General features: G+C 71.8%; 19 protein-coding genes, 2 tRNA genes, 1 other RNA gene and 1 pseudogene. 9 read left to right on the top strand and 14 right to left on the bottom strand.

Translation table 11 applies throughout. The features are described from left to right. Window positions 1–86 precede the first annotated feature (86 nt). Complete coding sequence (locus ACLQ2W_RS23100; RefSeq protein ID WP_425788540.1) at window positions 87–1,529, bottom strand: MFS transporter; 1,443 nt, start codon at window positions 1,527–1,529, stop codon at window positions 87–89. A 103-nt stretch (window positions 1,530–1,632) separates the two neighbouring features. Between ACLQ2W_RS23100 and ACLQ2W_RS23095 the strand changes: the two genes are divergently transcribed. Both ACLQ2W_RS23095 and ACLQ2W_RS23090 read left to right on the top strand, forming a co-directional pair. After that, the gene (locus ACLQ2W_RS23095; protein WP_405091591.1) at window positions 1,633–2,292 is read left to right on the top strand and encodes an HNH endonuclease family protein; all 660 of its coding nucleotides are present in this window, start codon (window positions 1,633–1,635) and stop codon (window positions 2,290–2,292) included. Further along, window positions 2,274–2,735 carry a hypothetical protein gene (locus ACLQ2W_RS23090; RefSeq protein WP_405091592.1) on the top strand — a complete coding sequence of 154 codons (462 nt, stop codon included), beginning with the start codon at window positions 2,274–2,276 and terminating at the stop codon, window positions 2,733–2,735. The genes ACLQ2W_RS23095 and ACLQ2W_RS23090 overlap by 19 nt, the downstream gene beginning before the upstream one ends. Window positions 2,736–2,788: 53 nt before the next feature. On the opposite strand, the gene ACLQ2W_RS23085 is transcribed toward ACLQ2W_RS23090, so the two are convergent. From ACLQ2W_RS23085 to ffs, 9 genes are all read right to left on the bottom strand, one after another. Continuing rightward, window positions 2,789–3,898, bottom strand: a complete 1,110-nt coding sequence (locus tag ACLQ2W_RS23085; protein WP_425788537.1) for an ABC transporter ATP-binding protein — start codon at window positions 3,896–3,898, stop codon at window positions 2,789–2,791. After that, window positions 3,895–4,881, bottom strand: coding sequence for an ABC transporter ATP-binding protein (locus ACLQ2W_RS23080; protein ID WP_281934235.1), 987 nt, complete (start codon window positions 4,879–4,881; stop codon window positions 3,895–3,897). Before ACLQ2W_RS23080 ends, ACLQ2W_RS23085 begins: the two co-directional genes overlap by 4 nt. A 43-nt stretch (window positions 4,882–4,924) precedes the next feature. After that, entirely contained in the window at window positions 4,925–5,965 is a 1,041-nt protein-coding gene (locus tag ACLQ2W_RS23075; protein WP_425788535.1) for an ABC transporter permease, read from the bottom strand. After that, window positions 5,962–6,969, bottom strand: coding sequence for an ABC transporter permease (locus ACLQ2W_RS23070; protein WP_425788533.1), 1,008 nt, complete (start codon window positions 6,967–6,969; stop codon window positions 5,962–5,964). The genes ACLQ2W_RS23075 and ACLQ2W_RS23070 overlap by 4 nt, the downstream gene beginning before the upstream one ends. Before the next feature lie 104 nt (window positions 6,970–7,073). Continuing rightward, window positions 7,074–8,747 (bottom strand): ABC transporter substrate-binding protein, encoded by a 1,674-nt coding sequence (locus ACLQ2W_RS23065; protein WP_425788531.1) that lies wholly within the window; start codon window positions 8,745–8,747, stop codon window positions 7,074–7,076. 184 nt (window positions 8,748–8,931) lie between these two features. Further along, entirely contained in the window at window positions 8,932–9,525 is a 594-nt protein-coding gene (recR, locus tag ACLQ2W_RS23060) for a recombination mediator RecR (RefSeq protein WP_358193838.1), read from the bottom strand. An 8-nt stretch (window positions 9,526–9,533) separates the two neighbouring features. Continuing rightward, window positions 9,534–9,842: a YbaB/EbfC family nucleoid-associated protein gene (locus ACLQ2W_RS23055; protein WP_217628661.1), complete on the bottom strand. Its 309-nt coding sequence runs from the start codon at window positions 9,840–9,842 to the stop codon at window positions 9,534–9,536. Window positions 9,843–10,074: 232 nt separating this feature from the next. Next, window positions 10,075–12,603: a DNA polymerase III subunit gamma and tau gene (locus tag ACLQ2W_RS23050; RefSeq protein ID WP_425788528.1), complete on the bottom strand. Its 2,529-nt coding sequence runs from the start codon at window positions 12,601–12,603 to the stop codon at window positions 10,075–10,077. A 107-nt stretch (window positions 12,604–12,710) separates the two neighbouring features. Beyond that, an RNA gene (gene ffs / locus ACLQ2W_RS23045) (signal recognition particle sRNA small type) lies at window positions 12,711–12,800 on the bottom strand. Window positions 12,801–12,881: 81 nt separating this feature from the next. Here ffs and ACLQ2W_RS23040 point away from each other — a divergent pair. Beyond that, window positions 12,882–12,966 (top strand) — tRNA-Ser (locus ACLQ2W_RS23040). A 299-nt stretch (window positions 12,967–13,265) separates the two neighbouring features. Further along, complete coding sequence (locus ACLQ2W_RS23035) at window positions 13,266–15,029, top strand: glycosyl hydrolase (RefSeq protein WP_425788526.1); 1,764 nt, start codon at window positions 13,266–13,268, stop codon at window positions 15,027–15,029. A gap of 1,089 nt (window positions 15,030–16,118) precedes the next feature. On the opposite strand, the gene ACLQ2W_RS23030 is transcribed toward ACLQ2W_RS23035, so the two are convergent. Continuing rightward, entirely contained in the window at window positions 16,119–16,358 is a 240-nt protein-coding gene (locus tag ACLQ2W_RS23030) for a hypothetical protein (protein WP_425788524.1), read from the bottom strand. 148 nt (window positions 16,359–16,506) lie between these two features. Here ACLQ2W_RS23030 and ACLQ2W_RS23025 point away from each other — a divergent pair, with 148 nt between their 5' ends. Next, on the top strand, window positions 16,507–17,022 hold the full coding sequence (locus ACLQ2W_RS23025; RefSeq protein WP_425788522.1) for an NUDIX domain-containing protein: 516 nt from the start codon (window positions 16,507–16,509) through the stop codon (window positions 17,020–17,022). A 126-nt stretch (window positions 17,023–17,148) separates the two neighbouring features. Here the strand turns inward: ACLQ2W_RS23025 and ACLQ2W_RS23020 are convergent. Next, a pseudogene (locus tag ACLQ2W_RS23020) lies at window positions 17,149–17,394 on the bottom strand (ATP-binding cassette domain-containing protein); the annotation flags it as partial. Window positions 17,395–17,558: 164 nt separating this feature from the next. On the opposite strand from ACLQ2W_RS23020, the gene ACLQ2W_RS23015 reads away from it, so the two are divergent. The 3 genes from ACLQ2W_RS23015 to ACLQ2W_RS23005 all read left to right on the top strand — a co-directional run bounded on the left by ACLQ2W_RS23015 (window position 17,559) and on the right by ACLQ2W_RS23005 (window position 21,292). Next, window positions 17,559–18,173 (top strand): hypothetical protein, encoded by a 615-nt coding sequence (locus ACLQ2W_RS23015; RefSeq protein ID WP_425788520.1) that lies wholly within the window; start codon window positions 17,559–17,561, stop codon window positions 18,171–18,173. Further along, a complete protein-coding gene (locus ACLQ2W_RS23010; protein WP_308447800.1) occupies window positions 18,170–18,700 on the top strand; it encodes a hypothetical protein in 531 nt (176 codons plus the stop codon). Before ACLQ2W_RS23015 ends, ACLQ2W_RS23010 begins: the two co-directional genes overlap by 4 nt. A gap of 117 nt (window positions 18,701–18,817) precedes the next feature. Further along, on the top strand, window positions 18,818–21,292 hold the full coding sequence (locus tag ACLQ2W_RS23005) for a hypothetical protein (protein ID WP_425788518.1): 2,475 nt from the start codon (window positions 18,818–18,820) through the stop codon (window positions 21,290–21,292). A 68-nt stretch (window positions 21,293–21,360) separates the two neighbouring features. Here the strand turns inward: ACLQ2W_RS23005 and ACLQ2W_RS23000 are convergent. Further along, window positions 21,361–21,447 (bottom strand) — tRNA-Ser (locus ACLQ2W_RS23000). A 75-nt stretch (window positions 21,448–21,522) separates the two neighbouring features. On the opposite strand from ACLQ2W_RS23000, the gene deoD reads away from it, so the two are divergent. Next, on the top strand, window positions 21,523–22,230 hold the full coding sequence (deoD, locus tag ACLQ2W_RS22995) for a purine-nucleoside phosphorylase (protein ID WP_107162259.1): 708 nt from the start codon (window positions 21,523–21,525) through the stop codon (window positions 22,228–22,230). A gap of 104 nt (window positions 22,231–22,334) precedes the next feature. On the opposite strand, the gene ACLQ2W_RS22990 is transcribed toward deoD, so the two are convergent. Further along, window positions 22,335–22,889, bottom strand: a complete 555-nt coding sequence (locus ACLQ2W_RS22990) for a nucleoside deaminase (protein ID WP_425789007.1) — start codon at window positions 22,887–22,889, stop codon at window positions 22,335–22,337. Window positions 22,890–22,901: the final 12 nt, after the last annotated feature.

The raw sequence follows: 22,901 nt of genomic DNA, 5'->3' as shown, positions 1-22,901 counted from the left end.
CGCATTCTGCATAGGAGGGGCCCCCTCTTAACACCCGCGCCCGAATGGCCCGAGTGTGAGATGGGGCCCCTTCTCTACCGGAGGCGTTAAGAAGGGGCCCCTCCTTTCACCTTCGGGCGGTGGATGAGGACGGCGGCGAGCAGGGCGCCGGCCAGCAGCAGGCACGCACACCACAGCAGCGCGCCCCGGTACGCGTCGGCAAGCGCGCCCTTCTGCTCGTACCCGGTGCCGGAGAGCCCGACCAGCAACGGCAGCGCGGCCACCGCGAGCAGGCCACCGGCCCGGGAGGCGGCGTTGTTGAAGCCGCTCGCCACCCCGGCGAACCGGTCCGCCACGGCACCGAGCACGCTCGTCGTCAGCGGCGCGACCACCAACGTGAGCCCGGCGCCGAACAGCGCCACGCCGGGCAGCACGTCCACCCAGTACGACGCGCCCGGCCCGACGCGGCGTAGCAGCAGCAGGCCGGCGGCGGCGACCACCGGGCCGACGGTGAGCGGCAGCCGGGGGCCGATCCGGGCGGAGAGCGCGCCGGCCCGGGGCGAGCCGACCAGCAGCAGCAACGTCATCGGCACCGTGGCCAGGCCGGTGAGCAGCGCCGACCAGCCGACCACGTTCTGGAGGTAGACGGCGAGGAAGAAGGTGAACCCGCCGAGCGCCGCGTACACCACCACGGTGAAGATGTTGAGCACCGAGAAGAGTCGGCTGGAGAACAGCCCGGTGGGCAGCATCGCGCGGTCCCCGCGCCGCCGCTCGACCAGCACGAAGGCCGCCACGGCGGCCAGTCCGACCACGGCGGCGGCCAGCACCGCCGGGGCGGCGCCGCGCGCCGGGGCGTCGATCAGCGCGTACGTGATCCCGCCGAGCGCCAGCGCGCCGAGCAACGCGCCGGCCACGTCGAATCCGCCGTGTCCACCGGTACGCGAGACCGCCTCGTCCCGGCTCTCCGGCACCCAGCGCATCGCGGCGAGTACCACGCCCACGGCCAGCGGCAGGTTCACGAAGAAGATCCACCGCCAGGAGAGCGCGTCGATCAGCCAGCCACCGACCAGCGGACCGAGCGCGGTGGACACGCCGGACAGGCCGGACCAGGTGCCGATGGCCCGGCCCCGGTCGTCGGGGTGGAAGCTGGCCTGGAGCACGGAGAGCGAGCCGGGGGTGAGCAGCGCCCCGCCGGCGCCCTGGAGGAACCGGGCGGCGATGAGCCAGCCGGTGCCCTGGGCCAGCCCGCAGAGCACCGAGGCGACCGCGAACCAGACCACCCCGAGCAGGAAGATCCGCCGCCGGCCGAACCGGTCGCCGAGCGCGCCGCCGAGCAGCACGAACGCGGCGAGCATGAGCAGGTAGCCGTTCACGGTCCATTGCAGACCCGCCACGGTGGCGTCCAGTTCGGCGCCGAGGCGCGGCAGCGCCACGTTGACCACGGTGCTGTCCAGGAACACCATGCCGGAGGCGAGGATCGCGGCGAGCAGCGTGCCGCGTCCGGCGGCGGAGCGGGTACGCAGTGCGGGAGCGGCAGATGTCACGTCCATCCACTCTGCCCGTGATCCCCCCACCTACGCCACGAATCACGGAAACCGCCGCCGGGTACTGTGCGGACTCGCCCGGAGCCCGCAAGCTGGAGAGGTGTCGTCTGTGCGTACGAGATCAGGAGTCCGAGCCGGGCTGACCGCCGCGCTCACCGCGGTGCTCGCCCTCGGCGCTGTCGGCTGCGACGGCTCGGTCACCGAGCCGGATGCGCCGCCGAGCGCCTCCGGGAACGTGAACCAGCAGCTCGGTGAGCTGACCGTGGCCTCGGCCGGGTCGATGAAGGGCTACAGCCGTTCCCGGTTCCCGCACTGGCGGGACACCGGCAAGAACTGCGACGTCCGGGACACCGTGCTGCAACGCGACGGGGAGAACATCAAGCTCTCCGGTTGCAACGTGGTGGGCGGGCGGTGGGAGAGCGCCTACGACGGGGTGGTGCTGACCGACCCGTCGGACGTGGACATCGACCACATCGTGCCGCTGGCCAACGCGTGGCGGTCCGGCGCGGACGAGTGGGAGGACTCGAAGCGCGGCGACTTCGCCAACGACCAGACCCGGCCGCAGCTCATCGCGGTTTCCCTCCGCTCGAACCGGGCAAAGGGTGACCAGGACCCGTCCCAGTGGAAGCCGGCGAACCGGTCGTACTGGTGCCAGTACGCGGCGGACTGGGTGACGGTCAAGCACTACTGGCGGCTGACGGTGACGAGTGCCGAGAAGGCCGCCCTCACCGACATGCTGGAGGGCTGCACATGGGCGAGCAAGCCGTGACCGGGGCGGGTGGCACACCGGCGCCGGAGAAAACGCCGGACGCCTCCGGCGACGACGCCGCGGCGGCCGGCACCGACCCGACCCCGACCGGTCCGGCCTCGGCCGGGATGACCGCGGACGGCCAGCAGGCCGCGCCCGCCGACGTCTCCGGGGCGGGCATGTCCGCCGACGCCGCGCCGGGCGCTCCGGCCGGCCCGGCGAACCGCACCGCCGACATCACCGCCGGCCCGGGCGGGGTGATGACCGACGAGGTGGGCGTGGTGACCGGGGAGCTGACGTTGCGCACCGAGCACGCCGACGGCCGGGTGGCGCTGCGGGTGCAGTACAAGGACGCCGACGAGTGGTACGCGGTCACCGGCGGCTCGGCGCCGCTTGCCGACCCGGCCGCGCTGGACGCGGTGCACACGGTCGCGGTGGGCCTGCTGAACCGCCCCGAGGGCTGAGCCGGACGGACGCGTCGGCCCGCCCCGACGGAAGGGCCGACGCGTCCGGTGGGTCACGGGGTGGGGATGAGTTCGCCGGTGTCGCCCGGCGCCGCCCCGTCGTCCGGCCGGACCAGTTCCGGCTCCACCTCGTGCGGCCGGATCCGCCCGGCCGCGATGTCCTCGGCGTAGTGGCAGGCCACCCGGTGCCCGTCGAGCACCTCGCGCAGCGCGGGCCGCTCGTCGACGCAGCGGGTGGGCTGGGCCCACGGGCAGCGGGTGTGGAACCGGCAGCCGGCCGGCGGGTTCGCCGGTGACGGCAGGTCGCCGGCGAGCAGGATCCGCTCCCGGCGGTCCTCCACCTGCGGGTCGGGCACCGGCACCGCCGACATGAGCGCCCGGGTGTACGGGTGCATCGGCTCCCGGTAGAGGTCGTCGCTGGACGCCTCCTCCACCAGGCCGCCGAGGTACATCACCCCGACCGTGTCGGCGATGTGCCGGACCACCGCCAGGTCGTGCGCGATGATCAGGTACGTGAGGCCGCGCTCCTCCTGCAACTCGTCGAGCAGGTTGAGCACCTGGGCCTGGATCGACACGTCCAGCGCGGACACCGGCTCGTCGGCGACGATCAGGTCCGGTTCGAGCACCAGCGCGCGGGCGATGCCGATGCGCTGGCGCTGGCCGCCGGAGAACTCGTGCGGATACTTGCTGAGCGCGGACGCGGGCAGGCCGACCGCGGCGAGCGCGTCCCGGAGCCGCTTGTCGACGGCCGCCTTGTCCTTCGCCAGGCCGTGCGCCTTGAGGCCCTCGACCAGCAGCGATTCCACCGACTGCCGGGGGTCGAGGCTGGACAGCGGGTCCTGGAAGATCATCTGGATGCGGCGGCGGATCCGGCGCATCGGCTCGGCCTTGAGCGAGCGCAGGTCGGTACCGTCGAAGACGATCTCCCCGGCGGTCGGTTCGACCAGCCGCAGCAGGCCCCGGCCGAGCGTGGACTTGCCGCAGCCCGACTCGCCCACCAGCCCGTACGTCTCGCCCTTGTTGATGGTGAGCGAGACGCCGTCGACGGCGTAGACGTGCCCGATGGTCCGGTCGACGAGCACGCCGCTCTTGATCGGGAAGTGGACCTTGACGTCGCGCAGTTCGATCAGGGGTTCGGTCGTCCGCTCGGTCGACTCGGTCACGGGACCGCCACCTCCTCGGAAACGGGGTTGTTGCAGCGCAGGTCGCCGCCGTTCGCGGTGGGCTCCAGCGGGGGCGGCCCGTCGAGGCAGGCGTCCACCACGTTGTCGCACCGGGGGGCGAACGCGCAGCCCTCCGCCCACGGGATGTTGTCGGCCACCGAGCCGCGGATGGCGTGCAGCCGCTCACCGCGCGGCGAGTCGAGCCTCGGCACGGAGTTGAGCAGCCCGTGCGTGTACGGGTGCCGGGGCCGGGCGAACAGTTCGTGCCGGGCCGCCCGCTCCACGATCTTGCCGCCGTAGAGCACGTTGACCGTGTCGCAGAGCCCGGCCACCACGCCCAGGTCGTGGGTGATCATGATCAGCGCGGTGCCGGTCTCGTCGACGAGCTGCTTGAGCAGCGTGAGGATCTGCGCCTGGATCGTCACGTCCAGCGCGGTGGTCGGCTCGTCGGCGATCAGCAGCCGCGGCTTGCAGGCCAGCGCGATGGCGATCAGCGCGCGCTGCCGCATGCCGCCGGAGATCTGGTGCGGGTACTCCTTCAACCGCCGGGTCGGGTCCGGGATGCCGACCGCGTCGAGCAGTTCCCGGGCCTCCTTCAGCGCCACCTTGCGGTCCATGCCCCGGTGCCGTTCGAGCACCTCGGCCACCTGGGTGCCGATCGGGATGACCGGGTTCAGCGAGGAGAGCGGGTCCTGGAAGATCATGCCGATGTCCCGGCCGCGCCGGTCCCGCAGGTCCTCCGGGCGCAGCTTCAGCAGGTCGGCGCCGTCGAAGTTCACCTCGCCGGTGACCTTGTTGCCGCGTTTCGGCAACAAGCCCATGATCGCCAGGCTGGTGACGCTCTTGCCGCAGCCGGACTCACCGACCAGGCCGACCGTCTGCCCCGGCTCCACGCTGAAGCTGACCTCGTCGACCGCGGTGAACGGCCGCTCACCCTTGCGCTGGAACACGACGCTCAGGTCGCGTACGTCGAGCAGGCTCATCGGGTCACGTCCTCACCGTGCTGGTCGTTGGTCCACACCGCGCTCACCGCCGGCTCTTCGGGTCGATCGCCTCGCGCATGCCCTCGCCCAGCAGGGTGAAGCCGAGCGCGACCACGATGATCGCGGCGGCCGGGAAGTAGGCCAGCTCCGGGCGGACCTCGAAGTACCGCTGACCGTCCACGCCGAGCATCAGCCCCCACTCGGCGCGGTTGATGTCGGGGTCACCGAGGCCGAGGAAGGAGAGCGACGCGGCCTCCAGGATCGCGGTGGAGAGCGTCAGCGTCGCCTGCACGATCACCGCGGTCATCGCGTTGGGCAGCATGTGCCGCAGCACGATCGCCCCGCGCTTGACGCCGAGCGCGCGGGCGGCCAGCACGTGGTCGCTCTCCCGCTGGGCGAGCATCGAACCGCGCAGCAGCCGGGCGAAGATCGGCACGTTCACGATGGCCACCGCGAGGATGACCGTCCACTGGCTGGACCGGCTGGCCAGGGCCACCAGGCTGATCGCCAGCAGCAGCGCCGGCAGGGCCAGCATGACGTCGGTGAAGCGCATCAGGATGTTGTCGACCCAACCGCCGAACGCGCCGGCGAGCGCGCCCACCAGCACGCCCAGGACCAGCCCGATCAGCGTCGCGAGCACGCCGACGAACAGCGTCTGGCGGCTGCCGTGGATCATCCGGGACAGGAAGTCCCGGCCGAGGGGGTCGGAGCCGAGCGGGAACTCGCTGCTGGCGCCGGGGATGTTGTCGACGGTCAGGTTGCGGGTCAGCTCGTCGAAGCGCTGCGCCGGGTCGTGCGGCGCCAGCAGCGGCGCGAAGATCGCGACCAGCACGAAGAGCGCCACGATCGCCGCGCCGACCATCGCGGTCGGGTTGCGCCGCAGCCGGCGGAACGCGTCCCGGACCAGGCTGACGCCACCCTTGTCGGCGGTCGCCTGGGCCAGTTGCTCCAGCCGGGCGCGCTTGCGCTCGCCGAGCCGGTCCAGGCCGCGGGGCAGGGTGCCCTCGGGCTTCTCGGTGACGGCCGACGGGTCCACGCTCTCGCGCGGCGAGCCCACGGTGGGCCGGGTGATCGGATCGCTCATCGCACACGCACCCTCGGGTCGATGAAGGCGTAGGAGAGGTCGACCAGGAGGTTGACCACCACGAAGACCAGCGCGGCCAGCAGGATCAGCGCCTGGAGCACCGGGTAGTCGCGACCGCCGCTGATCGAGTCGTAGATCAGCGTCCCGAGACCGCCCCAGTTGTAGACCCGCTCGGTGAGCACGGCCCCGGAGAGCAACGCGCCGGTCTGCAGGCCGATGGTGGTGACCACCGGCAGCAGCGCGTTGCGCAGGATGTGCCGGCCGCGGATGGTCTTGTGCCGCAGCCCCTTCGCCTCGGCGGTACGGACGAAGTCCTCGTTGAGGACGTCGAGCACGCTGGCCCGGGTGATCCGGACGACGACCGCGAGCGGGATGGTGGCCAGCGTGATGGCCGGCAGGATCAGGTGCCACAGCGCGTCGCCGGTGGCGTCGAACTCCCGGGTGAGCAGCCCGTCCAGCACGAAGAAGCCGGTGATGTCGGTGTTGTCCATCCCGGTGCTGATCCGGCCGGACGGCGGGAACAGGTGCATGTTCTGCGTGAACACGTCCTTGAGCAGGTAGCCCAGGAAGAAGATCGGGATCGAGATGCCGAGCAGGGTGCCGCCGATGCTCAGGTTGTCGAGCAGTCGGCCGCGGTGCCGGGCGGCGAGGTAGCCGAGAGGCACCCCGAGCCCGATCGCGATGATCATGGCGGCGGCGGCCAGCTCGACGGTCGCCGGGAAGGCGCGGCCGATCACCTCGGTGACCGGGTCACCGCTCCGGATCGAGTTGCCGAAGTCGCCGGTCACCAACCGCTGCATGAACTTGGCGTACTGCACCAGGATCGGCTGGTCGTAGCCGAGCGCCTTGACCAGCAGCGCGCGCCGCTCCGGCGTGGCCCGCTCACCGAGCAGCGCCTCGATCGGGCCGCCGGGCAGGTTCCGCAGCCAGACGAAGACCAGCGCGGACAGCCCTATCAGGGTCACCACCAGCTGCAACAGGCGGCGAACTATGACTCGCAACATCTCTCACACACCAGATTCTCGGTTGAACAGCGGGTCGGCCCGGGCCGGGAGCGAGAGCCCGGCCCGGGCCGATTCCGCGTGTGGCGTCAGCGGTGGATGCTGCCTCAGCCGACGCTGACGGTGTTGAACCGCTCGTCGGTCAGCGGGCTGGCGACGAGACCCTTGACGTCCTTGGTGACCACGATGGCCGGCGGGGCGTGCCAGACCGGCACGGCCGGCAGCCACTTGGTGGCGATGTCGCGGTTGACCTGCTCCCAGGCCGCCTTCTTGCCGGCCTCGTCGACCGTGGCGTCGGCCTTGGTGATGGCTTCGAACATCTCGGTCATGCCCTGGTCGCCGAACTCGACCTTGCCGCGGCCGAAGAACGTGCCGACGAAGTTGCCCGGGTCGTTGTAGTCACCGGTCCAGCCGAGCAGGTGCAGGTCGTGCTTGCCGAACTGCTGCACGTCGTCCTTGTAGCCACCGTTCCACGGCCGGGCCACCCCGTTGACCGTGATGCCCACGGCCTTCAGGTCGTTGGCCAGCACGGTGAAGATCTCCTGCGGGTTCGGCATGTACGGCCGGGACACGTCGGTGGGGTAGTAGAAGTTGAGGGTCAACTTCTCCGCGCCCGCATCCTTGAGAAGCTGCTTGGCCTTCTCCGGGTTGTAGTCGTACTTCTGCACGTCCGGGGCGTAGCCGAGCACGGTGTCCGGCATGAACTCGTCGGCGACCTTGGTGCCACCCGGGCCCTTGGTCTGGACGAGCTGCTGGCGGTTGAGCGCGTACGCGATCGCCTGCCGGACCCGCAGGTCCTTCAGCTTCGGGTTCTTCTGGTTGATGCCCAGGTAGAGGATGTTGAACGCGGGACGGTCGAGGACCTGGTAGCCCTCGCCGGACAGCGCCTTCCGGTCGGCCGGGGCCGGGAAGTCGATGCCCTGGACGGTGCCGGCGCGCAGCTCCTGCTTCCGGGTGTTCTCGTCCTTGATGATCTTGAGGACGAGCTTGTCGACCTTGGCCTTCTCGCCCCAGTAGTCGGCGTTGCGCTCCAGGGTGATCTCACCCTTGGTCTTGTCCCAGCCCGCGAACTTGAACGGACCGGTGCCCACCGGGTGCTCGTTGGCGAACGCGCTGTACTCGAACGAGTCTCCGTTCTGCTTCACCGTGTCGGCGTCGTACTTCTTCAGCGCCTCGGGGCTGGCGATGGAGAGCGCGGTCAGCGCGAAGGCACCCGGGAAGGCGCCCTTGTACTGGTTCATCGTGACGACGGCGGTGCCGTCGTCCTTCGCCTCGCACTTGTTGTAGACCGGCTGGCCCACGCCCTCGGCCTCGTTCTTGGCGAAGCCGCCGAACGTGTCCGAGTAGTAGATCATCTGCGACTGGGCGGCAGCGCCCTTCATGTTGAACCAGCGGTCGAAGTTGAAGCAGACCGCGGCGGCGTTGAAGTCGGTGCCGTCGTGGAACTTCACGCCCTTGCGGAGCTTGAAGGTCCAGACCTTGCCGTCCGGGTCGTGCTCCCAGCTCTCCGCCAGGGCACCCTGAAGCTCGGCGGTACCGGGCTTGTTCTGCACGAGGGTGTCGTACATCTGGCGGATCGGCCGGAACGACTCACCGTCGTCGTTGAAGATCGGGTCGAAGTTCTTCGGGTCCCCGGCACCGGCGAAGACGAAGGTGCCGCCGCTCTTGGCGCCGCTCCCACCCTCGTCGTCCCGGTCGCTCTTGGCGCACCCGGACGCACCGACCGCCAGGGCGGCCGCGGCCGCGAGGGCCACGGCCGTTTTCAGCCTGCTCGCCTGCATCTCTCACCTCTGTCATGCGCATGTATTCACGCCGAGCTGTGACTCAGTCCGTGAGCGGGAGGTTATGGCATGTCACACAGAAGAGGAACGGGCGAAGGGCAATCGCTATCAAGCCGACACCTTCCGAGGCCGCCTCACATCACGGCCCGGTGGCGGGCGGACCGCCCACCACCGGGCCGGCGACTCAGACCGCCCGGCGCCCCTCGAAGGCGCGGCCCAGCGTGATCTCGTCGGCGTACTCCAGGTCGCCGCCGACCGGCAGGCCGCTGGCCAGCCGGGTGACCGCGATCCCCATCGGCTTGACCATCAGCGCGAGATAGGTCGCCGTCGCCTCGCCCTCGGTGTTCGGGTCGGTGGCGAGGATCAGCTCGCGGACCTCACCGCCGCCCAACCGGGTCATCAGCTCCCGGATCCGCAGATTGTCCGGGCCGATGCCCTCCAGCGGATTGATCGCGCCGCCGAGCACGTGGTAGCGCCCGCGGAACTCGCCGGTCCGCTCGATCGCCACCACGTCCTTCGGCTCCTCGACCACGCAGAGCACCTCATCGGTACGCCGTGGATCGCGACAGATCCGGCACTGCTCGGACTCGGCCACGTTGTAACAGGTCGTGCAGAACCGGACCAGCTCCTTGACCTTGCGCAGCGCGCCGGCCAACCGGTTGACGTCGGCCGGATCGGCCGACAGGACGTGGAACGCGATCCGCTGGGCGCTCTTCGGGCCCACGCCCGGCAGCCGGCCCAACTCGTCGATCAGGTCCTGGATGGCGCCTTCATACATCTGTCGGCTCAGAACCCGGGCAGGCCGAGGCCGCCCATCCCGCCCGCGACCGGGCCCATCTTCTTCTCGGTCAGCTCCCGGGCCGCCTCGGCGGCGTTGTGCACGGCGGCGACGACCAGGTCCTCCAGCGTCTCCACGTCCTCCGGGTCGACCGCCTTCGGGTCGATCTTGATCGCCTTCAGCTCACCGGTGCCGGCGACGGTGGCGGTGACCAGACCACCACCGGCGGTGCCGGTCAGCTCCGCGTCGGCCAGCTCGGCCTGGGCGGCGGCGATCTGCTGCTGCATCTTCTGCGCCTGCTTCAGCATCTGCTGCATGTTCGGCTGTCCACCTGGGCGCACGGACCGCTCCTTCTCGCACTCGTCTGCTCGGCCGCCGCTCAGCCTATCCGCTGGGACCGACCCCACCCCGTCCGGCGTGGCCGCCCACGCCGGGCCCCGACACCGCCGGCCCGGCCGTGCCGGTGGCCGCCACCACGTCTGTTCGTCCGGGTGAAGCGATCGACGGCCGAACGCCTCCAGCCACCGGTGGAGTGCAGGGCGGGGTGCCCTACCGGGCGTCCACCTCGTCGATCCGCTCGGCGCCGAACGCGTCGCGGAGCAGGCGTACCGCCTGTTCCTCACTGGACTCGCGCGCGGTGCGCTCGTCGATGACCTCGTCCAGCGGCTCGTCGCCCGGGTCGAAGCCCTCGAAGTTCGCCGGCGCGGCACCGCCGGACCGTTTCGCGCCGCCGCGCACCGGGCCGTCGAAGTCCGGGTCGTACGGCGGTTCACCGGCCCAGTCGGCCTCGGCCGTCTTCCGGGCCGCCTGCCCGGTACGCGGGCCGCGTCCCGCCGCAGCCGCCCGGGCTGCCGCGATCGCGCTGCTCACCGGCGGACCCGTGGACGCGGCCGGCTGCGCCGGTGGCCCGGCCGGTCTCGGCGGGGCCGGTGCGGCGTGGGCGGCCGACGCGCTGGCCGGTGGAGCGGATGCCGACGCCCCGTCCGTGCTCGGCGCGCCACCCGGGCGGGCCGGCTCGGGCCACTCGTCCGCCATCGCGGGCGCACCACCCGGTTCGGGCCGTTCTCCCGCGCCGGCGGCCGCGCCACCCGGGCGCGCCGGCTCGGGCCAGTCCTCCGCCGGGTCGACGGTGGGAGCGCCGCCGGCGGACCGCATCGCCCCGTTCCGGCCGTTCACACCATCACCCGCGCCGTTCGCCCGCCCCGATCCGCCGGGCGCGCCACCGGCTCGACCCGCACCGTCGGCCGCGCCGGCCGGGTGGGTCCCACCCGGCTCCGGGCGGGCGGGCGGCTCCGGAGGCGGGGATGCCGGTCGGGCCGGCGCGGCGGGTCGGGACGGGCCACCGAGCGACGCGCCGCCCCGCTCGCCGGCCACCTCGCAGCGGATCTGCCAGCGACCGCCCAGTTCCTCGTAGAGCGCGTCGGTGAGCACGGCGGCGTGATCCGCCATCATCTTCGCCAGCACCGTCGACTTCACGGTCAGCACCAGCGTGTCACCGTCCAGGTCACGCACCACGGCGTCGCGCATCAGCGCGGCGATCCGCTTGTTGCTCCGGTTGACCTTGCCGACCACCTCCGGCCAGACCCGGCGCACCGCCACGGCGTCCAGCGCGCCGGGACTCGCCGCGCCCGGACGGGGCGGCTCGGGCGTGGCCGGATCGGGCATCACCGCCGACGACGGCACCGGACGACGGGCCGGGGCGGGCGGCTCCCGGTCGGTCGGCAGCGGGGCACCGGCACCCGCGCCCGAACCGACCGGACCGGGAGCACCGGCGGGCCCGGTCGGGGCATCGGCAGCCGCCGGCGGGCCGGCGGTCGACGGGTGGACCGCGGCGGCAGCCGCGCCCGGGGCGGGAGCGGCTGGGCGTACTTCCTGGGTGGGGGTGGCCGGCGCGGACGGCGACGGCTCGGCGCCGCCCAGCGTGAGGCGGCGTTCCATCCGCTCCAGACGCTGGAGCAGGCCGCCGGACGAGTCGTCCGCGCCGGGCAGCAGCATCCGGGCGCAGATCAGCTCCAGCAGCAGCCGGGGCGCGGTGGTGCCGCGCATCTCCACCAGGCCGTTGTGCACGATGTCGGCGCAGCGGGACAGCGTGGCCGGACCGAGCCGGTGGGCCTGGGCGGCCATCCGCTCGATCTGGTCGGCCGGGCCGTCGATGAGGCCCTTGGCGGCGGCGTCCGGCACCTGCTGGAGCACGATCAGGTCGCGCAGCCGCTCCAGCAGGTCGGAGGCGAAACGGCGCGAGTCGTGGCCGGCCTCGGCGACCCGGTCGACTGTCGCATAAGCCGCCGCGCCGTCCCCGGCGGCCAGCGCGTCGCACATCTCGTCGATCAGCGCGGAGTCGGTGACGCCGAGCAGCGCGGCGGCCCGCGCGTAGCCGACCCCCTCCGGGCCGGCGCCGGCGATGAGCTGGTCGAGCACGGAGAGGCTGTCCCGCGCGCTGCCGCCGCCGGCGCGGACCACCAGCGGGAACACCGCCGGGTCGACCTTGACGCCCTCGGCCTCGCAGAGCTGCTCCAGGTAGGGCCGGAGCACGTTCGGCGGGAACAACCGGAACGGGTAGTGGTGGGTCCGCGACTTGATCGTGCCGAGGACCTTCTCCGGCTCGGTGGTGGCGAAGATGAACTTGACGTACTCCGGGGGCTCCTCGACCAGCTTGAGCAGGGCGTTGAAGCCGGCCGACGAGACCATGTGCGCCTCGTCGATGATGTAGATCTTGAAGCGGCTACGGGCCGGCGCGAAGAACGCCTTCTCGCGCAGCTCCCGGGCGTCGTCCACGCCACCGTGGCTGGCCGCGTCGATCTCGATGACGTCGATCGACCCGGGGCCGTCGGGGGCCAGCCCGCGGCACGACTCGCACAGCCCGCACGGCTCGGGGGTGGGGCCCTGCTCACAGTTGAGCGAGCGGGCCAGGATCCGGGCGCTGGAGGTCTTGCCGCAGCCGCGGGGACCGGAGAAGAGGTACGCGTGGTTGAGCCGCCCGCTGCGCAGCGCCTGCGACAGCGGCTCGGTGACGTGCTCCTGACCGATGACCTCGGCAAACGTGCGGGGCCGGTACTTGCGGTAAAGGGCCAGTGCCACCCGTCCCGCCTCCTCTCGACCGAGCCATTCTGCGCCGGTCGGCCCCGGGTGACCACCCACCACCCCGTGACCCGACCCGCGGCGACGTTACCCGGCCCCGGAGACAGAAAGGCCTCCCGTGCACCCGGCAGAGCTCGCTTATCCTTGCTGCCTTCCGGCCCTGGGGAGGTTCACGAGGTACCGCCGCACGGGAGGTGACGCCAAGCCTACCCGAAGGCTTGTGGATCTTCCGGGAGGGTGGGGTGGCCCGCCGTCGCGGGACCTGTATCCTGGCTCGCGGAGGATTCGCCTAGAGGCCTAGGGCGCACGCTTGGAAAGCGTGTTGGGTTTACACCCTCACGAGTTCGAATCTCGTATCCTCCGCGCTCTCGTGAACAGGGCCGGCCCCGCTGGGGCCGGCCCTGTTCGTCGTCTCCGGCCCTCTCTTCTCCCTCCCCTGACCGACCACCGCCCCGCGGCGGGTGAGTGTCGATAACGGTTTCTTTACCGGTTCAGGGGGTTGATGTGCACATCAGCGGATGGTGAGGCATTGACAAAGTTAACCGGTTAAGCCGACCATCGTGGATATCTTCGCCGGGTCGGACGCCGGAAGGGCAACCGACGCTCCGACCCGTCCGGGCGGCGAGGGCTCCCCGCAACCATCACCCGTACGGGAGTTCCTCATGATCCAGCGCACCCGCACGCGGGCCTGCCTGGCCGGGGCGGCGGCAGCCGTCACCGCACTGGCCACCACGCTCGTCACCACACCCGCCGCCCAGGCCGCCGCCGGCGCCTGCTCGGTGACCTGGCAGGTCACCAACGACTGGGGCGGCGGCGCCACCACCAACGTCACGATCACCAACACCGGGGCCGCCGTGAACGGCTGGACGCTGGGCTGGGCGTTCCCCGGCAGCCAGGTGATCGGCGACATGTGGAACGCGACGAAGACGCAGTCCGGCGCGAACGCCACCGCCACCAACGTCTCCTACAACGCGAGCGTCCCGGCCGGCGGCACGGTGAGCTTCGGCTTCAACGTCACCTACACCGGGTCGAACCCGACCCCGACCGCGTTCACGCTCAACGGCGCGGCCTGCGGCGACACCACGCCACCGAGCCCGAGCCCGACGGGCAGCCCGAGCCCCACCGGTAGTCCGACCCCGACGCCGGATCCGACCGGCGTCCCCAGCGGCAACCTGGCGCTCAACCGGCCGGTCACCGCGTCGTCGACGGAGAGCCCGAACGCCGCCGCCCAGGCGGTCGACGGCAACGGGGGCACCCGCTGGTCCAGCCTCTACGCCGACCCGCAGTGGTTCCAGGTCGACCTGGGCGCCACGTACCCGATCAACACGGTGCGGCTGCGCTGGGAGGCCGCGTACGGCAAGGCGTACCAGATCCAGACCTCGACCGACGGCACCACCTGGACCCCGGTGTTCAGCACCACGACGGGCGACGGCGGCACCGACGACGTCGCGCCGGCCGGGGCCAGCGGCCGGTACGTGCGGATGACCGGCACCGCACGCGGCACCGCCTGGGGTTACTCGCTCTACGAGTTCGAGGTGTACGCGGTCAAGCCGCCCACCCCGCCCGGCCCGGACTGCGGCCAGGCCCCGGCCGACCCGCAGGCGAACTCGAAGGCCCGCAACCTGATCTGCTACCTGCGCACGCACACCTACGTCAGCGGCCAGACCGACCTGCCGGACGCGGACAAGGTGCAGCAGTTGACCGGCCGCTACCCGGCGATCGTGGCGTTCGACTTCATGGAGTACACCCGGGGCAGCATCGAGACCCAGCAGGTCATCGACTGGGCCAAGGCGCGCAACGGCATCGTCGCGTTCCAGTGGCACTGGTACTGCCCGCGCGGCGGCAACTACTCCGCGCCCTGCGACTTCCAGCCCGACCTGAGCAACCCGTCGTCCAAGCTCTACCAGGACATCGACCTGGTGGTGCGCGAGCTGAAGAAGATGGGCGACGCCGGTGTGCCGGTGCTGTTCCGCCCGCTGCACGAGGCGAACAACAACTACATGTGGTGGGCGAAGAAGGGCCAGGACGCCTACAAGCAGCTCTGGCGGCTGATCTACCAGCGGGCGCAGCTCGCCGGCGCGCACAACATCGTCTGGGTGTTCAACGGCATGGCCAGCGGCCAGGGCACCTCGCTGGCGTCCTGGTACCCGGGTGACGGCTACGTCGACCTGGTCACCTCGGACTACTTCCAGAGCGGCAGCGACTTCGCCACCACCAAGGCGGTCAGCGGCGCCAAGACCACCGGCGTGGCGGAGACGTTCAGCCCGCTCAACCCCAACTCCGACCCGGCCTGGCCGTACTACGTGGTCTGGGCGTCGCGGGACTGGAACGGCAGCGGCAAGGACGTGGCCGGGCTGTGGCGTACCGCGATGGCCAACCCGAGGACCATCTCGATCGACCAGCTCCCCGACATGTCCGCGTGGTGACGACCTGATCGCCAGGGGGGCCGGGCCGGTCGAGGGTCCGGCCCCCCTTCCGGGTACGCGCAGAGCCAGCCACGTATGCGCCGCCTGTATACCGAGCAGTCACGCAGCGGGTTGAATGAACCGATGACCGCGATGTCGAGGCGAGCCGGTTGCGCCCGCTGCGGGGGCAGGCTGGCTACGGACAACAATTCAGGGCGTTGCGCCCCCTGCCAACGGGCGGAGCGCGACCGGATCGTCGCAGCGCCCGAGGTTCCGGCTGTCTTCTGGTCTCACGAGCCGCTTCGGCGAGCGCTGGCGGCACGGCACCTCGGCCGGGTGATCCGCGCCTACCGCCACCATCCCTACCATGGTCGGCAGCCGCTGCCCCAAGCCACGGTGGCCGGTTGGTTCGGGGTCACCCAGGCGCAGCTCAGCCGCATCGAGACCGGCCCGCCGGTGGTGCACCTAGACCGGCTCGCGCATTGGGCTCGGTTACTGGGAATCCCCGCCCACATTCTGTGGTTCCAGCTCCCGCCCCGGCCGGACAACGCTCCGCCAACCGTCGCCGGAGAGGCCGGCCCTCACCTGCTCCACGCCCTCCGGTGCGCCGATCGGCAGATCGGCGGACGGAACCTCTACCGCGCGGCGCTGGCGCACATCACCGCGTTCTCCCAGCCTGCGAGGCAATCGCCGGCCCTTCCCCGGCCGATGCTGTTGGCGGGGGCATCGCTGCACGAGATGGCGGGCTGGATGGCACACGATCCCGGCGACTCGGCCACGGCCCGCCGGCATCTCCGTGACGCGCTGGCACTCGCTGTCGACAGCGACGACCACCTGCTTGTCGGTCAGATACAGGGCAGTCTCAGCCACCTCGAATCTCACGACGGCAACGCGGACGCGGCCGTCTCACATGCCACGGACGGGCTCGGCGTGGTCGCGAACGAGGAGGGTGGCGCGCGGATCCGCGCCCGGCTGTTCGCCCTACAAGCGCGCGGTTTCGCGGCGTCGGGCCGAGCCGGTGACTGCCATTCGTCCATTCGCCTCGCGGAAGCCGCTCTCGCTCAGGCGGCCACCTCGCCGACCGCATGGCTGAGCCCCTTCGACCGCACCTCACTCGACATCGAGACGGCCCGGTGCCTGCTTCGCCTCGGTGACGTGACGGCCGCGCTGCACGTGCTCGACGACATCGTGACCGACCAGCCGACCAGCCGGGTACGCAGTCAGGCGCTCGCCCGAATGCTCATGATCACCGCGCTGGTCGGTCAAGCCCGGGTCGAGGAGGCGTGCCTGGTCACCCATCAGACCATCGATCTCACCCACGGGCTGGGTTCCGCCGTCGTTCTCGGCCAACTCCGGCATCTCGCACTACTGCTGCGTCACATTCCGTCCACTTCCCGGACGTGCCACAGCTTCTGGATCGACTTCGCGACACGTTCCGGGAACGGAGTTGGATGGCGCTGCCGCTGCCGACCGGATGAGACCCGCCGACAATGGCCTCATGGCCGACGAGCGTCCCCTCTACGAGCGAGATCCGGCAGCCTGGCAGGCCCATCTGGCCGAGGGCAACGCCCGGCAACCCCGCAAGCGGGTCGGGGCCGACCTGCTCCTGCGCAACGGACGTGACGAGATCCTGCTGGTCGACCCCCGCTACAAGCCGGACTGGGACCTACCGGGCGGCATGGCCGAGGCGAACGAGCCGCCGCACGTCACCGCCGAGCGGGAACTCCGCGAGGAACTCGGCTTGGAGCTGCGCGTCGGCCCGATGCTGGTGATGGACTGGGTGGCCCCGCACGGTCCGTGGGACGACAGCCTGATGTTCATCTTCGACGGCGGCGTGCTGCCGTCCGTGGAACACCTCCGGCCGACGGATGACGAGCTGGCCGGGGCGCGTTTCGTCGTACTCGACGACGCACGGTCGCTGCTTCGCCCGTACGTCTGGCAGCGGTTGCGTCACGCGGTGGCCGCGCTCGCCGACGGACGCCCGAGGTATCTCGTCGGTGGCGCCCCGGTCTGACGTCAGCCGCCGAGGTGGCGCAAGACGGCCAGGCCCGCCGGTTGTCGGTGTCCGACGCCGGCGGGCCGAGCTTGGCGAAGATGTTCGCCACGTGCTTCTCCACCACCCGGGGCTTGATCACCAGCGCCGCGCGTCGAGCAGCGCGCCGACGGTCCGCCACGGCCAGGTCAGGTCCGGGCACCGGACGCCGTCGACAAGCGCCTCGCCGTGGTCCGGGGCGTCCAGGCCGAGGATCATCCGCATCGTCGTGGACTTCCCGGACCCGTTCGGGCCGAGGAAGCCGGTCACCGCACCCGGCCGCACCCGGACGGTGAGCCTGTCCACGGCGGTCCGGTTCCCGTAGCGTTTGGTCAACTCACGTAGTTCGATCACGGGATCGACGCTAGGCATCGCGCTCGGCAGCGGTAAGCCGGAAACCATCCGACCTGGTCCGGGGGTTTTCCACCCCCGGCGGCGGGCTACCGTTCCAGGGCGACAGCAGGATCCGTCGTCGTACACATGTTCCATCCACAGGCTGTGGACGCCGAGAGGACCGGATGAGTTACCAGCTCAGTGCCGTGGTCGCCGACGTCGAGCTGCTGCGCGAGCAGACCGCCGACCTGGACCACGCGGTGCTGGCCGCGCTCCGGCAGGACTTCGCGCTGCTGCCGGTCACCCCGCAGCTCGTGGCGGAGCTGACCGGCGAGCCACCGGATTTCGCCGCCGAGGAGCCCTGCGCGGTACGCCCGTTCCGGCTGGTCCTCTCGCCGCCGCTGGCGGGGCTGTTGGCCCGCTGGTCGAAGCGCGGGCCGGTGGCGTACCTGGAGGCGGAGTTCGCCGGCGGGCTCGGTCACCAGGCGGCGGTGGTGTGGCTGGACGGCGACGTGAGCTGGGGCCCGCGCTTCGACGGCGCGCTGGACCGGCCGCGGGCACAGTGGCCGATCAACACGGCGCTGGCCCGGCTCGGCGCCGAGCCGGGCGCGTGGATCGACCCGTTCGCCGAGCTGGGCCTGCACCTGGAGCGCGACACGGCCGGCTGGTTGGCGCACGGCCGGCGCGGGCTGTCCGCCGACTACTGGGACGAACTGGCCGAGGAGTGGGAACTGCGCCAATCCGGCCCGCACCAGCAACCTCCTCGCCCCGGTCCCGTTGGGGACTGGGGGATTGCATGAAACTACGACAATTCGGCTTTATCGCCACACTGCTCGCCGCCGCTTCCATTGCCGGGAGCGGCGTCCATCCACATGGGCCGGACGTGCCGGCCCGACCGGTCGGCGCCGCCGAGGTGGTCAGCCTGAACGGCCTGCGCAACGCGGGGTTCGGCGACACCGAGGAGGACCTCACCCGGCGCGGCCTGCTGCGCACCGACGAGGAGGCCTGCGGGCCCACACTGGCCGGGCACGGCGAGGTCAGCCCGATCTTCGTCGACGACCGGCTCGTCCTGCTCTGGCTCGACGACCCGATGACCACGCCGGAGGGAATCAGCGCCGGCACGCCGGTCGGCGAGGTCCGCGCCGCGTACCCCGGCGCCGCCGCGCTGCCGGCGCCGCCCGGCAGCCACCGCTTCGCCGGGCTGCTCGCCCGCGACGGCGACCGCGCGTACCTGTTCCTGCACGACGGCGTCACCGTCCGGGAGATCATCGCCGGGTACGCGGACTGGGCCCGCCGCCTCTTCGACGAGGGCTACGGCCCCTGCTGACCGGCCGGTCACGCGCGGTCCGACAAGCTGATTGTCCGACATCGACCACCGTGGAATCATCTCCCTGCTCGCGCAGATCGCGCAGCTCTAACGGGGGAGTACATTGTGCGTACAACCATGTCCGTTCCGTGGTGGAGACCGCTGGCGAGATGGGCGGCCGTCACCGCCCTGAGCGCCACCGCGGCGGGCCTGCTGGCTGGGCCAGCCGCCGCCGCCCCAACGACCGATCCCTCGCCGCGCCCGACGACGACGGCCGAGCAACCGCGTCCGGCGACCGCGCCGTCGGCGGCACCGACCACCACTCCGGCTCCCACCGCGACGCCGGCCCCGGCAAAGCCTGCGGCGGTCGCCAGCACGGCCGCCACCTGCGGTGGGCCGCTTCCGCTGGGCAAGGTCACGAACTGCGCGTCGCTCACCGGCGCCGCGCAACACACCTGGACGGTCACCTCGACGGTCGACCAGGACACCCTGCTCGTCCGGCTCCGGCAGGTCTCGGGGGATGGTGTCGGCGCACAGGTCACCGGTCCCGACGGCAGCAACGCCTGCTACGCCGGCCCATACCTGAACGACTGCCGGCTCGGCGCGGCAGGCACCTACCGGATCACGGTGACGCTCACCTACGGCACCGGCAAGGGCGCCTACTCGCTGTCGGCGGAGTCGATGCGCACGCCCTCCACCTGCGCCACCCTGCCCGAGAGCTTCTTCTCCTTCGCCTCGACCGGTCGCAGCGGCACGCTGCCCGCCGGCCTCGCCGCCCGCTGCTTCACGTTCACGCAGCCCACCGGCACCGTGCTGCACCTGGCCGACCCGGGAGGCGCCGAGGACGTCCAGGGCAACATCCTGGACGGGCAGTTCCAGCCGATCTGCTCGGTGCGCTACGCCACCGAGTGCACGCTCCGAGAGCCGGGACCGTACCGGCTCTTCCTGGAGGAGACCTACGGCACCAAGGCCGCCTACACCCTCAAGATGCCGCGGATCTCGCGGTCGGTCGGCTGCCCGGCCCTGCCCCTGACCACCTTCGGTGACCCGGGCTCGGCGGTCGGCACCGGCACCGTACCGCCGAGCGAGGGGGTCGGCTGCCAGAAGCTGCGGGTCGCCACCCCGGGCCCGCTGCTCGTCCGGATCGAGCAGTACGCGAATCAATACCTCGACTGGCAGGTATACGACGACGCCGGCCAACTGGTGTGCTCGGAGTACGACTCCTGGCGTTCCTGCGCGACGCCAGCCGCCGGCCCGTACACGCTGCTGATGCGGAACTGGAACTGGGAGCCGGTCACCTACCGGGTGGCGGTGGCGCGACTCGACCGGGCCGAGGGCTGCGCCGACCCCGCCGGACTCGCCTGGGACCAGCCGACCCTGACGGTGCACCAGACCTCGGCGGTGCAGACCAACTGCCAGCCGTTCCACGGCACGGCCGGCGAGCGCGTCATGGTCTACCGGGCCCCGGACCGCTACAACGACCTCTCGTCCTGGCTCGTCGACGAGCAGGGCGCCGTGCTGTGCACCGAGTGGTCGGAGGAGGACGGCTGCGTACTGCCGTCGACCGGCACCTTCCGGGTCGTCTCCTACCTCGCGAGGTGGGAGCCGGAGGACACCGACCTGACCTACCGGCTGCAGATCCGCAACCTCAGCGACGCCAGCGGCTGTCCGGCGGTCACGCCCGGGGCGTACAACGCTGCACCGGCCGGCGCGCTCGGCGGCGTCCGCTGCCGCGTCCTGGACCTGACCGAGGGCACCTTCCGGATCAAGGCGGCCGGCGAGGACAACTACCGGCAGTACGCGACCGTCTACGACGACGCCGGGCACAAGGTCTGCACGGACGTGCGGTGCGAGATTCCCGCCGCCGGGCGGTACACCCTGGTGCTCAGCGGCGGCGCACCCGACGCGGTGATCGACAACGGCCTGCGGTACCACCTCGCGGTGCTGCCGTGGATGCCGTCCGACTGCCGGCCGGTGTCCGACACCGGTTGGCAGGACGCGCCGGTGCGGGGACGCCTGAGCACTCCGGCCCAGTTTGACTGCCTCCAGCTGAGCAGCCCCGCCGGCGCCCTTCTCACCGGGCTGTTCCCAGGCGACGCCACCGGAGCCGGCTGGCCCGAGATGACGGTGCTCGACGCCACCGGGGCCTCCGTGTGCGACGAGTACTCGTTGCGGCAGTACCACTGCGAGCTGACCGGCCAGGCGCCGTTCCGCGCCGTACTCAACTCGGGCAACGGCGACGCGGACGGTGCGTACTCCCTCGCCTTCGCGCGCACCGACGGCCCGCCCGCCTGCCCGGCGCTGCCGGCGGGTGCGACGGGTGCCACGGTGACCACGGGCGCGGACCGCTTCGGGGTCTGCCTCTCGATCCCGGCCGACGCGCGCGGGGCCACGGAATCGATCACCTGGAAGCGGATCAGCGGCACCGGTGACGCCCGCCTGTCCGTTTTCGACTCGGCCGGCCGGCGCTACTGCGGGCCGACCGGCTACGCCGTCGAGCGAACGATCTCCTGCGCGCTACCCACCGGCCCGGTCACGGTGATCCTGGAGGCCGACGCGGTCGACGCCACCTATCAGCTCACCCACCGGGACGCCAGCCTGCCGGCGAGCTGATCGGCGACGGAACGGGAAACGCCCGGTCGATCCTTGCGGATCGACCGGGCGTTCTCGCATCTCACGAGCGGTGGCGGCGGGATTTGAACCCGCGGAGGGCGTAAACCCTCACACGCTTTCGAGGCGTGCTCCTTAGGCCACTCGGACACGCCACCGCCGACGAGGGTACAGGACCACCGCTTCGGACGCCGAACCGGTATCCCGTCGGCCGGCCTGGCAGGATCTTTGCCATGAGTACGCACATCGGCGCTGAGCCGGGAGAGATCGCCGAGCGGGTCCTGATGCCGGGTGACCCGCTGCGGGCCAAGTGGATCGCGGAGACCTACCTCGAGGAGGCCCGCTGCTACACGACGGTGCGCGGCATGCTGGGCTTCACCGGGCGGTGGAACGGCGTCGACGTCTCCGTCCAGGGTTCCGGCATGGGCATGCCGTCCGCCTCCATCTACGCCCACGAGCTGATCAACGAGTACGGCGTGAAGACGCTGATCCGGGTCGGCTCGTGCGGGGCCCTGACCGAGGACCTGCAACTGCGGGACGTGGTGGCGGCCATCGGCTCGTCCACCGACTCGAACATGAACCGGATGCGCTTCGACGGGCTGATCGACTACGCCCCGGTCGCCGACTTCGGGCTGCTGCGTACCTCGGTCGAGGTGGCCGAACGGCGCGGCATCACCATGCGGGTCGGGCCGATCCTGGCCGCGGACGCCTTCTACACCGACCGGCCGGACCTGTACGACGCGCTCGCCGACTACGGCGTGCTGGCGGTGGAGATGGAGTCGGCGGCGCTCTACACGATCGCGGCCCGGTTCAAGGCCCGCGCGCTGACCATCCTGACCGTGAGCGACCACATCAAGACCGGCGAGAAGACCACGTCGCAGGAGCGTGAGCAGACGTTCGGCCAGATGGTCGAGATCGCCCTCGACACCGCCATCGCCTGACCGACCGTTCCCCTGCCGCCGCCCCGCCGCCGTCCGGTACCGGGGCGGCGGCTCGTTAAGAAGGGGCCCCTTCTCTACCGGAGGCGTTAACAGGGGGCCCCGCCTTACCTGAAGAACGCGCGCAGCAAGGCGGCGCTCTCCGGGGCCAGGACGCCGGGGTAGACCTCGGGGCGGTGGGTGACCCGGCGGTCGCGCAGCACGTCCCAGAGCGAGCCGACCGCGCCGGTCTTCGGTTCCCACGCGCCGAACACCACTGTCGAGACCCGGGCCAGCGCGATCGCGCCGGCGCACATGGTGCACGGCTCCAGCGTCACCACCAGCGTGCAGCCGTCCAGCCGCCACCGGCCCAGCCGCTGCGCGGCGCGGCGCAGCGCCAGCACCTCGGCGTGCGCGGTCGGGTCGCCGGTCAGTTCCCGCTCGTTGCGCCCGATGGCCAGTTCCCCGCCGTCGGGCCCGTAGAGCACGGCCCCGACCGGTACGTCGTCGACGCTCTCGTCCGGCGTCGGCCCGTCCGGGCCGGTCGCGGCGACGTGCAGGGCCCGGCGCATCCACAGCTCGTGCCGCTGCCGGCGCCCCACCGCGCCCGGGTCGGCCAGTCCTTGGTCCGCGCCCGGCCCCGCCCGTCCGGGTCGACCCGGCGTCGGCTGGCCGGGTCGCAGCGTCTCCAGCGC

Origin of the sequence: Micromonospora sp. DT227 (assembly GCF_049841835.1) — a bacterium.
Classification (GTDB): Bacteria; Actinomycetota; Actinomycetes; order Mycobacteriales; family Micromonosporaceae; genus Micromonospora.
This window is presented reverse-complemented; position numbering and strand designations above follow the sequence as displayed.